Raw genomic sequence first — 14453 nt, forward strand, 5'->3', positions numbered from 1 at the left:
GCGACGACAGCTACGGCACCTCGCCGCGCTGTCGGAACGTCCGCATACATCCAGTATGCGGATGTCCCTCCGCCTTGCGATGCACCGCATCTGACGCCGCGCGCTGATCCACCACGGATTACGGGACAGCCCTTAGTGGACTACCTCACACAAGCCTCGTTGACCTTCTTTGTCCCTTCTCACAGCACGACGGGACCAGCGGGGAGAGCTAACGTCATATCCATGTCGACTTCAGCGCACTCCCCTGTCGAGTCTGCCGTGCCCTCTGCCGGCCAGGCCCGCACCGGGGGCACAGTCACCGACCGCCTCGTCGAGGCGAACGTCCGGTATGCCACCGAATTCAACGACCCGGGCATGGATGCCAAGCCAGTACTGCGCGTGGCCGTGGTCGCCTGCATGGACGCCCGGCTCGACCTGCACGACGCGCTGGGCCTCTCGCTCGGCGACTGCCACACCATCCGCAACGCGGGCGGCGTGGTCACCGATGACGTGATCCGTTCTCTGACCATCAGCCAGCGGGCTCTCGGCACCCGTAGCGTCATACTCATTCATCACACGAATTGCGGCCTGGAATCGATCACCGAGGAATTCCGCCATGAGCTGGAGGTGGAGGTCGGTCAGCGTCCGGTCTGGGCGGTCGAGGCGTACAAGGACGCCGACCAGGACGTACGGCAGTCGATACAGCGCGTGCGCACCTCGCCGTTCTTGCTGCACACCGACGACGTCCGCGGCTTCGTCTTCGATGTGACCAGCGGCTTGCTGCGCGAGGTCCTTCCCGTCTCCTGACTGCCCGGACGATGTTCACCCAGACCCGATAACCCCACCGACCCCGACATATCGCACCCACTTATCCACAGGCGAGTGACACGAAGCGGTATCGGCAACAAGAATGCGCCTATGATCCCTCCGGATGTTTCCGGAGGGGGTCCGTGTTTCGGGGTGGGCCGGGCCGCTACATGCGCGTCGGTCTCTGAATGGGGTATCCCCTGCTCCTGGCGAGCGTGGGGCAGGGCCGAGGAGGGCCGGGTGACGACCTATGACGATCGAGCGAGCCTCACAGATCTGACCACGACTGCGGAGCGGGTGCGCAGGTCGGTGGAGAACGTGATCGAGGGCAAGCCTGAGGTCGTACGGCTTTCGCTGACCGTGCTGCTGGCGGAGGGACATCTCCTCATCGAGGATGTCCCCGGGGTCGGCAAGACGATGCTGGCCAAGGCGTTGGCGCGGTCCATCGACTGCTCGGTGCGGCGCATTCAGTTCACACCGGACCTGCTGCCTTCGGACATCACCGGTGTGTCCATCTTCGACCAGCAGCGGCGCGACTTCGAATTCAAACCGGGCGCGATCTTCGCCCAGATCGTGATCGGCGACGAGGTCAACCGGGCCTCGCCGAAGACTCAGTCGGCGCTGCTGGAGTCGATGGAGGAGCGCCAGGTCACCATCGACGGACACACGTACGAGCTGCCCAACCCGTTCATGGTGGTGGCCACCCAGAACCCGGTGGAGATGGAGGGCACCTATCCGCTGCCCGAAGCCCAGCGCGACCGGTTCATGGCCCGGGTGTCGATCGGCTATCCGAGTGCGGACGCCGAGCTGCAGATGCTCGACGTGCACGGCGGGACCTCGCCGCTCGATGATCTGCAGCCGGTGGCGCACGCGCACGACATAGTGAAGCTGATCGAAGCGGTACGCACGGTTCATGTGGCCGAAGCCGTGCGGCGGTATGCGGTGGAGCTCGTCGGGGCCACCCGCAGCCATCCCGATCTCCGGCTCGGCGCCTCGCCGCGTGCCACCCTGCATCTGCTGCGCGCGGCGAAGGCCTCCGCGGCACTGAGCGGCCGGGACTACTGCCTGCCGGATGATGTGCAGGCGCTGGCGGTCGCGGTGCTCACGCACCGGCTGCTGCCGACGGCACAGGCCCAGCTGAACCACCGCACGTCCGAGCAGGTGGTGCTGGAAATCCTCCAGCAGACGCCGGTACCGACCGCCGACGGCGGTCGGGTGCGGCCCCAGCATCAACCGGACCGTCCGGTGCACGGCCGGCAGCAGTCCGGCGCGCGGCGGGTCTGATGACCGCCGGGGGGCAGGCCGCGCCGGACGACGGCGACGACAGGAGCGGCCCGCGAGCCGCTCTGAGCGGGCTGACCACACGTGGGCGTTCCTTCCTCGCGGCCGGTGTCGCCGCGGCGGTCTGCGCGTACGTGCTGGGGCACGCGGAACTGCTGCGGGTCGGGCTGCTGCTCGTCGCGCTGCCGCTGGTCTGCGTGATGGCGCTCGTCCGCACCCGTTACCGGGTCACGGGCACCCGCCGGCTCTCGCCGTCCCGGGTGCCCGCGGGCACGGACGCACGGGTCCATCTGAGGACGGAGAACGTGTCCCGGCTGCCGACCGGGCTGCTGATGCTGCAGGACCGGGTGCCCTATGTGCTCGGGCCGCGGCCCCGGTTCGTGCTGGACCGGGTGGAGGCGGGCGGCCACCGCGACGTGTCCTACCGGGTGCGGTCGGATCTGCGTGGTCGCTATCCGCTGGGGCCGCTCCAGCTGCGGCTGACCGATCCGTTCGGGATGTGCGAGCTGACCCGTTCGTTCAGCGGGTACGACACCCTCGTCGTGATCCCGCGGACCGAGCCGCTGCCACCGGTACGGCTGGCGGGCGAAGCCTCGGGGTACGGCGAGGGACGGCAGCGTTCGCTGGCGCTCGCCGGTGATGACGATGTGATTCCGCGCGGTTACCGGCACGGCGACGATCTGCGCCGCGTCCACTGGCGCTCCACCGCGCGCTACGGCGAGCTGATGGTGCGCCGCGAGGAGCAGCCGCAGCGGGCCAGGTGCACGGTGCTGCTCGACACCCGGCGGATCGCCTACCAGGGAGCGGGGCCCGACTCCGCCTTCGAGTGGGCGGTGTCCGGGGCGGCGTCCACTCTGGTGCACATGCTGGAGCGCGGCTTCGCTGTCCGGCTGCTGACCGACGACGGGAGCGCGGTTCCGGGCGCGGGCGAAGGAGGCTTTGCCGGATCGGCACAGGGGTCCGTCGACTCCGCGGGTCTGATGATGGACACCCTGGCGGAGGTCGACCACTCCGACGGCGGCGGTCTTTCGCGTGCGTACGACGTGCTGCGTGGGGGCAACGAAGGGCTGTTGATCGCGTTCTTCGGCGATCTGGACGAGGAGCAGGTCGCGGTGGCGGGGCGCATGAGGCAGCGCAGTGGCGGCGCCGTCGCGTTCGTGCTGGACAGCACGGACTGGGTGCAGGGCGTCGCCCCGCCCACAGAGTCCGGCTCGGCTTCGCAGCGGCGACTGCGGTTGCTGCGCGAATCGGGCTGGACGGCGGTGGCCGTGACGCCCGGGACCCGTCTCGCCCGGTGCTGGCAGCAGGTGGCGGGACACCAGGGCGTGACGGCACAGTCCGCTGCCGTGGGCGGCGCCGCAGGTGACACGACAGGTTTTCCCGGGGGATGGTCATGAGCGGTCGTGGTCGGCTGACGCTGTGCGCCTTCGCGGCGACACTGATGACGGCGGGTTCGATGCTGCAACTGGTCGAGCCGGCCGGGTGGATCCTGCAGGCCGCGTTCCTGCTGGCCGTCCAGAGCGGGTTGGGTGCGCTCGCCCGTCGGCTGCCCATGCCCCGGATGCTGATCGTCGCGGTGCAGATGCTGGCCACGCTGGTTCTGCTGACGGTGGTGTTCGCCAGGACTCAGGCGTTGGCCGGTGTTCTGCCGGGTCCGAACGCCGTCCAGCGGCTTGCGGATCTGCTGACGTCGGGCGCCGAGGATGTCGGGAGGTACGCCGCTCCGGCGCCCGTGACGGACGGCATCCGGCTGATGCTGATCGGCGGTGTGCTGGTGGTCGGCCTGGTGGTGGACGCCCTCGCTGTGACGTTCCGCAGCGCGGCGGCGGCCGGTCTGCCGCTCCTTGCGCTGTACTCGGTCGCCGCGGGACTTGCCGAAGGCGGAGCGGACTGGCTCTGGTTCCTGCTCGCGGCTGGTGGCTATCTGCTGCTTCTGCTGGCCGAGGGCCAGGACCGGCTCTCCCAGTGGGGGCGGATCTTCAGCGGCGCGACCAGATCCCCGGGGGGTTCGGCAGTCGGTGCGGCGATCTCCGGCGGCCGCCCGACGGCCCCGGTCCGCACCGGACGCCGCATCGGTGCGGTGGCGCTTGGGGTCTCACTGGTCGTACCGGCGGCAGTGCCGGCGCTCGACAGCGGTCTGCTGGCCGGTACGGGCGGCACGAACGGCAAGGGGAGCGGCGGCGGCACCATCTCCGCGGTCAACCCCCTGGTCTCGCTGCAGAACAATCTGAACCAGCCGGAGAACCGGGAGGTGATGTCCTACCGCACCAATTCCGTTGATCCGCAGGGCTTCTACCTGCGGATCCTGGCCCTGGACCAGTTCAACGGAAACGAGTGGCGGCCTTCCACGCGCCGCCTGGAGGATGTGCCGAAGCCGCTCCCGGCCCCGCAGGGCCTTGGCCCGGACGTGATGGTCACGGAGGTCAAGTCGAACATCTCCGCGTCCCAGTCGTACCAGCAGACCTATCTGCCGCTCCCCTATCCCGCGACCGAGGTCAGGATCGGCGGGCGCTGGCGGTACGAGCCGATGGGGCGGACGCTCGTCGGTGACCGTGGGGAGACGACCCGCGGTGCGCAGTACCAGGTCACCAGTTTGATGGTCCAGCCGACCGCCGATCAGCTCGCCGCGGCAGGCGCCCCGCCGGCCGCTCTGCAGCGCGAGTACACCCTTGTTCCCAGCTCCCTGCCGAAGGTGGTCAGGCAGACTGCGGACAGGGTGACGAAGGGCGCCGCCAACAACTACGAAGCTGCGGTGAAGCTGCAGAACTTCTTCGCCTCGGAGGGCGGCTTCACCTATGACACCTCGGTGAATTCGGGCACTGGGAGCGCGGCGATCGGCCGGTTCCTGAAGGACAAGCAGGGCTTCTGCGTCCACTTCTCGTTCACGATGGCCGCGATGGCGCGGACGCTGGGTATTCCGGCCCGGGTCGCGGTGGGCTTCACTCCTGGCACCGCACAGCCGAACGGTTCGGTGTCGGTGGGGCTGCGCGATGCGCATGCCTGGCCCGAGCTGTATTTCGAGGGCGTCGGGTGGACCCGTTTCGAACCGACCCCGGCGCGGGGCACCGCCCCGTCCTACACCCAGCCGGACGCCCCGGCCGGCGGCACATCCGACCCGGACCAGCCCGAGAAGGGCGCCTCGGCCGCTCCGACGGTCGCGCCGTCCGTCTCGGACAGTTGCCCGGCCCAGATGCGCAAGCAGGGTGAGTGCGGCAGCTCGGCGTCGCCGGGGGTGGTGGCTTCAAAGGATTCCGGGACGCCGGCAGGCACCGTCCTCGGTCTGGGCCTGGTCGCCTTGGTGATCCTGACGCTGCCGTTGCTGCCAATGCTCTGGCGGCTTCGGGCGCGCAGGCGCAGGCTGAGTTTCTCCGCCGGACGTACACCGGCTGATGCGACGGCCAGAACGCTGGCTGCCTGGCGGGAGATCATCGACACGGCGTGGGACCACGGCATCGAGCCGGACGACTCCCAGACCCCGCGCAAGGCGGCGGCCCGGGTGGCGCGGCTGGGGCAGCTCGCCCCCGACGAGGCCGCCGCGGTGCACCGGATGGCGGGGGCGGTGGAGCAGGTGCTCTACGCCCCGGAGCCCCGGTCGGGTACCGGGCTCGCCGAGGACGTGGAGACGGTACGGGCCGGACTGCGGGCTTCGGTCAGCCGGTTCGCCCGGATCCGCGCAGTCGCGGCACCGCGCTCGGCCGTTCGGGTGATCTGGGCAGTCTCGGATCGCTGGGCGGCGTTCACCGTCAAGTGGGCGGCGCGGTGGGGCCGGGGCCGGTGGACGGGTTGGCTACGGCGGCCGTCCCGCCAACAGGGGTGACGGGGGCCTGCTCTGCGGCCCGCCGCTGTTCTCAATTGCACACGTGAGGGGCGGCCGCAGTAATGCGGCCGCCCCTCAACCAAGATTCTCCGAGGCCCTATTGCCCCTGCTCGTCACGGCGGCGCTGCCACCGCTGCTCGATCCGATTCATCACGGTCCGGCGTTGCCTGGGGTGTCGGCGTTCGCCACCGCCTCCGGCTGCCTGCCGCTCGCCCGGCTTGGGTGCTTTGCGCCAACCAGTGACCGCAAGGACCGCACAGCCGAGCATGACGAGGAACCCCACCACGCTGATCCAGATCTGCTGGGCGACCATTCCGGCCATGAGGAGCGCGATACCCACCAGGAATCCTGCGACCGCCTGGTAGACCCGTCGCCGGGTGTACGTACGCAGCCCGCTTCCCTCGAGCGCTGTCGCGAACTTGGGATCTTCGGCGTACAACGCTCGCTCCATTTGCTCGAGCATTCGCTGCTCGTGCTCCGAGAGCGGCACGGAGTCCTCCTCGTCGTCGGCCGCGGGGGGCGGCCGGTATGCGGCCCTTCCAGGATAGGCAGGGATTCGCCCCCGTGAAACCCGCCCTCTTTGCCAATCAGCCAGTCCGGGCCGCCACGACGGCTCAGCTGCTGAGGCGTTGATTCCCCAACCTCCGATCCGTCATGCCGGATGGTGTCCCCTGATCATACGGGGCCAAGCACCCGATCGGGGGTCCTGGGGCGTACTCCATTTGCGGCTGCGCCCCTGATCAGCCGCGCTACAGCTGACCTACCACGGGCCTGCGACCGGGCTCAGGCGCGCTTCGTGCCCAGAACGTGCAACTGCGTCGCGACTGAGTGGAAGGCGGGCAGTTCGGCCGCGGCCGCCTCCAGCCTGAGCAGGGCCTCCATGGCACCGGGTTCGGTGTCCACCAGGACGCCCGGTACGAGGTCGGCGAAAATCCGTACGCCGTGGACCGCTCCGACCTCGACGTCCGCCTCGGAAACCAGCTCGGTGAGCTGCTCCGCGGTGTAGCGCCGGGGCACCGGGTCCCCGTCGCCCCAGCGGCCCGCCGGGTCGCTGAGCACCTGCCGGGCCTCTGTGAAGTGACCGGCGAGCGCCCGGGCCAGGACCGCACCGCCGAGCCCGGCGGCGAGCAGGCTGAGCGCACCGGACGGGCGGAGCGCCTCGACCGCGTTGCGTACACCCTCGGCGGGGTCGTCCACGTACTCCAGGACTCCGTGGCACAGCACCGCGTCGTAACCACCGCGCTCGACCACCTCGAACAGGCCGTGGATGTCGCCCTGGACCCCGCGGACCCGGTCGGCGACCCCAGCCTCGGCAGCTCGGCGCTCCAGGGCGAAGAGCGCGTTGGGGCTGGGGTCGACGACGGTGACCCGGTGGCCGAGACGGGCTGCCGGCACCGCGAAGTTACCGGTACCGCCGCCGGTGTCCAGGACATCCAGGGCGTCCCTGCCGGTCGCCTTGACCTGGCGGTCGAGGGCGTCCTTCAGGACATCCCAGACCACGGCGGTACGGAGGGAGGCTCGGGGGCGCAGCTGGTCCGACACGGCAGATGACTCCTCGGCACGGTGCCGCCACTGACAGGCGGAGCGTGAAAGTGCAGGTGGTTGTGGTGTCCACCCTATTGCCTCACGCCCCCGTAGCGGTCATCCCGCGTCAAGCCGTTCCTTTCCGGGCCTGCGGCATCTCGGTAACGCGGGAAGCGTGTGCGCCCGGGCGTGGCCGACCGATCAGAGGTCGTCCGACAGCCCCTGAAGCGCCAGCAGCCGCTCGACCAGGCGCAGGAACATCGCCGCGTCCCGCAGCAGATCGTCGGCCTCCCGCCGACTCGCCGCGCCCGGTATACCGGCTTCCGCGCGGGCCCTGCGACGGGCGCCGGAGGCGAACAGCGCGCTCCATTCGGCCAGCTCGGGGGCTATTTCCGGGAGGACCTCCCAGACGCTGCGGATCCGCTCCCGGCGCCGCCTGGATGTCTCGGGGCGTCCCCGCACGGCGAGCACGGCGGCTGCGGTGCGCAGCGCGGCGAGGTGGGCGGTGGCATACCGCTCGTTCGGCACGTGGAGAACGGCGGCCTCGTCGAGGCCGGTGCGGGCCTGGGCGAGCAGATCGAGGGCGGCGGGCGACGCCGTGGTGCGGCGCAGAACGGGATGGACATCGTCTGCCGGACCGGTCAGTGAGGGGGCAGGGCCGTCTGCGCGGCGCCGGGCTGCGGCTGCTGCCGACAAGTGGGCCATGACGAAACCTCCTGTCTCGTGTAACGGCTTCGTAGCCGTATGCATCCATCGTGAGGGGCACCACTGACAATCGGGCTCACCGCCCCCTGACCTGCTCTTTTGCTTCGATCGCGAGTCCGGACTATTTTTTGCACTGACCAGTCAGTCCAAACGATGAGGAGAGTCTGTGGACAGCCCGCACAGGGCAGCTGTCACCGCCGAGGATTTCGGGCTCAAGGGACCACGCGGTTGGGCCTTCCGCGGCGTAGGCATCAATGCCGGCCCCGGCTCACTCGTGGCGATCGAGGGCCCGTCCGGCTCCGGCCGTACCTGCCTGCTGCTGGCCCTCACCGGCCGGATGCGCCCCACCGAGGGCCAGGCAGAGATCGGCGGACTGCGCCTGCCGCGCAAGATGGCCGCCGTACGCCGCATCAGTGCGCTGGGCCCGGTGCCCGGGGTCAGCGAGCTCGACCCGGCCTTCACCGTCGCCGAGCACCTGCGCGAGCGGGCGCTGCTGCAGCGCCGCTTCGACGGCTCGCTGCGCGCTCTGCTGCGTCCGCGCGCCGAGCGCAGCGCGGCCGCGCGGGGACGGATCGACGTGGCTCTGGACGCCGCCGGACTCGACCCCGCCACGCTGCCCAAGGCCGAGCGGACCTCCGTACGGGATCTGGAACGACTGGAGGCGCTTCGGCTGTCCATAGCCCTCGCACTGATCGGCCGTCCCCAGCTGCTCGCGGTGGACGACACCGATCTCAAGCTCTCCGACTCCGAACGGGCTCAGGCCTGGGAGCTGCTGCGGTCCATCGCCGACAGCGGGACGACCGTGCTCGCCGTGTGCAGCCAGGCACCCGAGGGCGCCATCACCGTACGTACCGACACCACGGCCGCACCGACGGACGCGCAGGACACCGCAGCCGAGGAAACCACGACCGAGGAGGGGGCGGCCGATGCGTTCGCCGAGACTGGCCGCGCTTGAGCTGAAGCGTTTCGGCAGGGGAAAGCTGCCGATCGCCGCACTCATCGCACTCCTTTTGCTGCCGCTGCTCTACGGTGCCCTGTACCTGTGCTCCTTCTGGGACCCGTACAGCCGCCTCGACAAGATCCCGGTCGCGCTGGTCAACGACGACAAGGGCGCCACCGCCGCCGGAAAACACATCGCGGTCGGCGACGAGATCACCGGTGAACTCCTGGACTCCAAGACCTTCGAGTGGCACGAGGTGAGTTCCGCCGAGGCGCACAAGGGCGTCGAGGACGGTACGTACTACCTCTCGCTCACCATGCCGTCGGACTTCAGCAAGCAGATCGCGTCCAGTTCGGGTGACTCCCCCGAGACCGGCGCGCTCCAGGTGCAGACCAACGACGCCAACAACTACATCGTCGGGCAGATCTCCCGGACGGTGTTCTCCGAGGTGCGCACCGCCGCGTCCACCAGTGCCTCGCGCAGCTACCTCGACCAGATCTTCATCGGCTTCTCCGACATCCATGACGCGACGGCAGAGGCCGCCAAGGGTGCCGACGACCTCAAGGGCGGCATCAGCCAGGCGAAGAAGGGATCGCAGGATCTGGCTGACGGGCTGCAGGATGCCAAGGCCGGCAGCAGCAGTCTGGCCGGTGGGATCACCAAGCTGAACGAGGGGGCGGGCGACCTCGAAACCGGCTCCCGGCAGGTCGCCGAGGGCACCCAACTGCTCGCTGACAAGGTCAGCGGGGTGGCGGCCGATGTCCGCCCGTTCTTGAAGGACAACGGCAAGTCGATCGGCGACACCGCCCGGCTGGTCGCCGATGCCTCGCAGACCATACGGGACAACCTCGACCTGCTGGTGAAATCGGCGCCCACCGCGGCCACCGCCGCCCACACGGCCTCCGACGACCTGGCCGAGGTCTACCGCACCAGCTGCACAAAGCAGCCGCTCGCCGACCCCACCGTCTGCCCGCCGCTGGAGCGCGCGAAGGCCGCCGCAGACGATGTCGCAAAGGTCGCAGACGATGTGAATGCGCTGGTCACGAACCAGAACGGCGGTCTGAAGAAGCTGCGAGCCCAGTTGACCACGCTGCAGCAGCAGGCCAATGACCTGGCCGAGAGCGCGCCGCACCTGGACGAGGACCTGAAGGCCGCGGTGAAGCAGGTCAACTCGCTCAACACCGGCGCCCACGAGGTCGCCAAGGGAGCGGACGAACTGCACACCGGCCTGGCCACGGCCAAGGCCGGCTCCACCGACCTGGAGACCGGTGTGAGCAATCTCAAGAAGGGCGCCACCGATCTGGACGGCGCGCTGATCCGGCTCAGCGACGGTTCGGGCACCCTGGCTCAGGGACTCGACGACGGCGCCGGCGAGATCCCCGACTACGACGAGAAGGACCGCGACGCGCGTACGGAAGTCATGGCCGACCCGGTACAGCTGGACTCCAAGGCGCTGCACAAGGCCCCCAACTACGGCACCGGCTTCGCCCCTTACTTCATCCCGCTCTCCCTCTGGGTCGGCGCGATGGTGGCGTACATGCTGATCCAGCCGCTCAACCGGCGCGCACTCGCCGCCGGGGCCTCTGCCTGGCGGATCGCCTTCGCGGGCTGGCTGCCGGTGGCCGCGATCGGTCTGCTGCAGGTGGCCGCCCTGATGTCCGTACTGCACTGGGGAATCGGTCTGCAGATGACCCGTGCCGCCGGGACGATCGGCTTCCTCGCGCTCGTGACCTGCTGCTTCACAGCGATCGTGCAGTGGCTCAACGCCCGGTTCGGGGCTGCCGGACGAATTCTGGTGCTGGCGGTGCTGATGCTCCAGCTGACCTCGGCCGGTGGTACGTATCCCGTCGAGACCAGCCCTGGATTCTTCAACGCGATCCACCCCTACCTGCCGATGAGTTACGTCGTCGACGGGCTGCGCCGGCTGATCACGGGAGGCGACCTCGGCCCGGTCTGGCAGGGCAGCGCGGTGCTGCTGGCCTTCACTGCGGGGGCCCTCGCCCTGACCGCGGTCGCCGCGCGCCGCAAGCAGGTGTGGACTCTGGACCGGCTTCACCCGGAGCTGAGCCTGTGAGCACGCCCGGACCTGTGAGAATCAGGGACATGGAAAGCAGTAGCACCACGCGCCGCCAGGCCACCCGGCAGAAGCTCTACGAGGCGGCCGTGACTCTCATCGCCGAGAAGGGCTTCTCGGCGACCACGGTGGACGAGATCGCCGAGCGCGCCGGGGTCGCCAAGGGCACGGTCTACTACAACTTCAAGAGCAAGACCGAGCTCTTCGAGGAGCTGCTGCGCCACGGCGTCGGCCTGCTCACGGCATCGCTGCGCTCGGCGGCAGAGGGGACCGAGCGACGCGGTGGCACCCGGGTCGAGGCCCTGGACGAGATGATCAGGGCCGGTCTGGCCTTCATCGACCGCTACCCGGCCTTCACCCAGCTGTACGTCGCTGAGCTGTGGCGCACCAACAGGGCCTGGCAAGGGACCCTCCTGGTGGTGCGTCAGGAGGCTGTCGCCGTGGTCGAGGAGGTGCTGCGCGAGGGCGTGAAGAACGGTGAGCTCAGTGAGGAGATCGACATCCCGCTGACGGCCGCCGCCCTGGTCGGCATGGTGCTGGTGGCGGCCCTGGACTGGCAGGCGTTCCAGCCGGAGCGGTCGATCGACGACGTGCACTCGGCGCTGTCGCTGCTGCTGCACGGGCGGGTCAGCGGGCGCTGACCCGCCCCCGGCCGGGCACACCGACGCGGCCAGGCACACCAGCACACACAAAGACGCCGGTCCGACGCAGGCTCGATCCCCCCGAGCCTGCGCCGGACCGGCGTCTGCTGTGCAGCCGGAGAACCTCCCCCGTGACCCCCGTCTTCCCCCGTGGTCATCGGGCTCTCCGTCGTGCTCCCCCGTACCGGAAGGAGCGCCGCGCCCGTTCCGCCGCCCCGTGTCGGCGGTGCCGGTGCCGCGCCCTTCCGTGGGGTCCACTCTCCCGTCCGCGCAGGTGGGGGCCCATCCGCGCACCTACTCATTTCGTTGTCTGGGTACAGATACTCAGGGCGCGCACCGAACCCCACTCCGAGCCGATCGGCGCCTGGTTACGATCGCGTCCGTGTCCGTACTCCCTCTGGTGTTCACGAGCGGCTGGGCGAGCGGGATCAACGCCTATGCGGTGGTCCTGCTGCTCGGTGTCTTCGGCGCGACCGGGATCACCGACGAGGTGCCCTCATCGCTGCAGCGCACCGATGTCCTCGTCGTGGCCGGTGTGCTCTTCCTGTGCGATGCGGTGGCGGACAAGATCCCGTACGTGGACTCGGTCTGGGACTCGGTGCACACGGTCGTCAGGCCGGTCGCCGGTGCCGTCGTGGCGGCGCTGCTGGCCGGCGAGAGCGGTTCGCTGCCGGAGCTCGCGGCCGGGGCCGTCGGCGGTTCCACCGCGCTGATGAGCCATCTGGTGAAGGCCGGCACCAGGATGGGGGTCAACACCTCCCCCGAGCCGTTCAGCAATTTCGCGGTGAGTATGGCCGAGGATCTGGGTGTCGCGGGGATCGTCACGTTCGCGATATTCCATCCGCTGGCGGCCGCGGTCATCGCCGCGGCACTGCTGCTGCTCGGCATGGTGATGCTGATCTTCCTGGCTTCCCGAATCCGCCGGTTCCTGCGCCGCAGCGCCCGGCGCCGCGAGGAGAACCGCCTAAGGGCTGTCCCGTAGTCCGTGGTGGAGTGGCAGGGCGTCGAGAGCCCGCTCCATGTCGTGGGGGAGGGCGTGAGTGTCACAGGCGGCCGTTAAGGTCACTGGCATGGCACGAATTGCGGTGATCGGCGCCGGGATGGGCGCGATGGCGGCGGCTGCTCGGCTCGCCGTGGCAGGCCACCGGGTGACGGTGTACGAGCGGTCGGAGACCTTCGGCGGCTCGGTCGGCCAGTATGCCCATGAGGGCTTCGCCTTCGACACCGGTCCCACGCTGCTGCATCTTCCCGCGGTCTACCGCGACTTGTTCGTGAAGACGGGCAAGGAGCCGCTGGAGCAGTGCGTCACCGTGACCCAGGTCGATCCGGCGAGCCGTCACATCTTCGCGGACGGCACGGCGGTCTCGCTGCCGAATGCCTCACGGGCCGGGGTGGTCGCCGCCCTGGACACCGCGCTCGGGGACGGCGCGGGCGCGGCCTGGGGCGAGTTCCTCGACCGGGCCCGCGACGCCTGGGACCGGTCCCGGCGTCCGCTGCTGGAGGAGCCGTTGCGCTCCGACTGGCAGGTGCTCGGCCGTGATCCGTATCCGGCGATCCGGCAGCGCCGACTGCTGCGCTCGGCCCGTCAGGCGCGCACGGTGACGGAGGTCGGCGCGTGGGAGCTCTCGGACCCCCGGCTGGCCGCCCTGCTCGACGGGTACGCCCTGTCGTACGGGCTCGACCCGCTGCGCGCCCCGGCGGCGGCCGCCCTGCTGCCGTACATGGAGGAGACCTTCGGCAGCTGGTACGTCTCCGGCGGGATCCGGGCCCTGGCACAGGCGGTGTACGAGCGGTGTCTGGCCCGGAAGGTGGAGTTCGTTTTCGGCGGCGAGGTGGCCCGGGTCGTCGAGAAGGACGGCCGTGCGGCGGGCGTCGAGCTCCTGGACGGAACGGTTGCCGAGGCCGAGCATGTGGTGCTGGGTGCCCGTCCGCATCCGGGTTTGGTGCCCGGTCAGGAGCTCTGGCGGGACGGCGATGTCGCGGCGCAGCCTCGGCAGGGGCAGGGGCAGGGGCAGGGGCAGGGGGTGGTGCCGGGCCGGTTCCTGGTCCTGCTGTCGCTGCGCGGCGCCCGGCCCGCGGATGCCGTACACCGGACCCTGGTGCACCCGGCGGACGGCGCGGCGGAGCGCGAGGCGGTGTTCGGCGGAGGGCTCGCCGACCGTCCCACGGTGACAGTGCTGCGCCCGGACGACCCGTCGACCCGCCCCGACGACGCGCACGAGGCAGTGACGCTGATGGCGACGGTCGCCCCGCACGGGGCGGTGGACTGGATGGACACGGCGCTGCGCGAGCGGTGTGCCGACGCACTGATCGAGGCGGCCGGTGCGGCCGTGCCCGGCATACGGGAGCGGCTGCTCCACGCCGAGGTGCGGACCCCGGCCGAGACGGCGACCGACACCGGCACCGAGGACGGCTCGGTGCCCGCGCCCGCGCTGGCCGGGGCAAAGGGCGCGTATCTGCATCCGAGCAACCGCACCCGGCTGCCGGGGCTCTACACCGCGGGTGGCTGGTCGCATCCGGGTGGCGGGCTGGCCCACGCGGGGATGTCGGGGGCTCTGGTCGCCGGGCTGATCGTGGAGGGGGACGGGTTCCGGGGCTCCCAATGAGGGAGAGGCCGTCGGCGCCTCCGGGGTGCCGGGTCGTCCTGTCTTCGGTCACCCCTGCAGACCCCTGCCCCTGCCGGGC

At 70.3% G+C, this 14453-nt stretch carries 12 protein-coding genes; 9 read left to right on the forward strand and 3 right to left on the reverse strand.

Annotation, left to right across the window (positions count from 1 at the left end; all coding sequences use genetic code 11):
• Positions 1–222 precede the first annotated feature (222 nt).
• From ABT115_RS01360 to ABT115_RS01375, 4 genes are all read left to right on the forward strand, one after another.
• Positions 223–786, forward strand: coding sequence for a beta-class carbonic anhydrase (locus ABT115_RS01360; RefSeq protein WP_351782571.1), 564 nt, complete (start codon positions 223–225; stop codon positions 784–786).
• Between the two features lie 240 nt (positions 787–1026).
• Positions 1027–2070, forward strand: coding sequence for an AAA family ATPase (locus tag ABT115_RS01365; RefSeq protein WP_351782574.1), 1044 nt, complete (start codon positions 1027–1029; stop codon positions 2068–2070).
• Complete coding sequence (locus tag ABT115_RS01370; protein ID WP_351782577.1) at positions 2070–3464, forward strand: DUF58 domain-containing protein; 1395 nt, start codon at positions 2070–2072, stop codon at positions 3462–3464. Before ABT115_RS01365 ends, ABT115_RS01370 begins: the two co-directional genes overlap by 1 nt.
• Entirely contained in the window at positions 3461–5884 is a 2424-nt protein-coding gene (locus ABT115_RS01375; RefSeq protein WP_351782580.1) for a transglutaminase TgpA family protein, read from the forward strand. The genes ABT115_RS01370 and ABT115_RS01375 overlap by 4 nt, the downstream gene beginning before the upstream one ends.
• 97 nt (positions 5885–5981) lie before the next feature.
• Here the strand turns inward: ABT115_RS01375 and ABT115_RS01380 are convergent, their stop codons facing one another.
• The 3 genes from ABT115_RS01380 to ABT115_RS01390 form a co-directional block, all read right to left on the reverse strand.
• Positions 5982–6374, reverse strand: a complete 393-nt coding sequence (locus ABT115_RS01380) for an SCO2097 family morphological protein (protein ID WP_351782583.1) — start codon at positions 6372–6374, stop codon at positions 5982–5984.
• 293 nt (positions 6375–6667) lie between these two features.
• Positions 6668–7426 carry a class I SAM-dependent methyltransferase gene (locus tag ABT115_RS01385; RefSeq protein WP_351782586.1) on the reverse strand — a complete coding sequence of 253 codons (759 nt, stop codon included), beginning with the start codon at positions 7424–7426 and terminating at the stop codon, positions 6668–6670.
• A 183-nt stretch (positions 7427–7609) separates the two neighbouring features.
• Complete coding sequence (locus tag ABT115_RS01390) at positions 7610–8113, reverse strand: SAV_6107 family HEPN domain-containing protein (RefSeq protein WP_351782589.1); 504 nt, start codon at positions 8111–8113, stop codon at positions 7610–7612.
• A gap of 166 nt (positions 8114–8279) precedes the next feature.
• On the opposite strand from ABT115_RS01390, the gene ABT115_RS01395 reads away from it, so the two are divergent.
• From ABT115_RS01395 to ABT115_RS01415, 5 genes are all read left to right on the forward strand, one after another.
• Complete coding sequence (locus ABT115_RS01395; protein WP_351782592.1) at positions 8280–9068, forward strand: ATP-binding cassette domain-containing protein; 789 nt, start codon at positions 8280–8282, stop codon at positions 9066–9068.
• Positions 9040–11127 (forward strand): YhgE/Pip family protein, encoded by a 2088-nt coding sequence (locus tag ABT115_RS01400; RefSeq protein WP_351782595.1) that lies wholly within the window; start codon positions 9040–9042, stop codon positions 11125–11127. Before ABT115_RS01395 ends, ABT115_RS01400 begins: the two co-directional genes overlap by 29 nt.
• Before the next feature lie 29 nt (positions 11128–11156).
• Entirely contained in the window at positions 11157–11768 is a 612-nt protein-coding gene (locus ABT115_RS01405) for a TetR/AcrR family transcriptional regulator (RefSeq protein ID WP_351782598.1), read from the forward strand.
• A 382-nt stretch (positions 11769–12150) separates the two neighbouring features.
• Positions 12151–12750, forward strand: coding sequence for a DUF4126 domain-containing protein (locus tag ABT115_RS01410; RefSeq protein ID WP_351782601.1), 600 nt, complete (start codon positions 12151–12153; stop codon positions 12748–12750).
• An 88-nt stretch (positions 12751–12838) separates the two neighbouring features.
• On the forward strand, positions 12839–14374 hold the full coding sequence (locus ABT115_RS01415) for a phytoene desaturase family protein (RefSeq protein ID WP_351782604.1): 1536 nt from the start codon (positions 12839–12841) through the stop codon (positions 14372–14374).
• The last annotated feature ends 79 nt before the right edge of the window (positions 14375–14453 follow it).

The sequence above is a fragment of the Streptomyces sp. NPDC001832 genome (assembly GCF_040297265.1).
Lineage (GTDB): Bacteria > Actinomycetota > Actinomycetes > Streptomycetales > Streptomycetaceae > Streptomyces.

Excerpts from the sequence above, each read along its gene's own strand:
- ABT115_RS01415 (WP_351782604.1), top strand. The coding sequence starts at position 12,839 with ATGGCACGAATTGCGGTGATCGGCGCCGGGATGGGCGCGATGGCGGCG.
- ABT115_RS01405 (WP_351782598.1), top strand. The coding sequence starts at position 11,157 with ATGGAAAGCAGTAGCACCACGCGCCGCCAGGCCACCCGGCAGAAGCTC.
- ABT115_RS01375 (WP_351782580.1), top strand. The coding sequence starts at position 3,461 with ATGAGCGGTCGTGGTCGGCTGACGCTGTGCGCCTTCGCGGCGACACTG.
- ABT115_RS01400 (WP_351782595.1), top strand. The coding sequence starts at position 9,040 with ATGCGTTCGCCGAGACTGGCCGCGCTTGAGCTGAAGCGTTTCGGCAGG.
- ABT115_RS01370 (WP_351782577.1), top strand. The coding sequence starts at position 2,070 with ATGACCGCCGGGGGGCAGGCCGCGCCGGACGACGGCGACGACAGGAGC.
- ABT115_RS01360 (WP_351782571.1), top strand. The coding sequence starts at position 223 with ATGTCGACTTCAGCGCACTCCCCTGTCGAGTCTGCCGTGCCCTCTGCC.
- ABT115_RS01390 (WP_351782589.1), bottom strand. The coding sequence starts at position 8,113 with ATGGCCCACTTGTCGGCAGCAGCCGCAGCCCGGCGCCGCGCAGACGGC.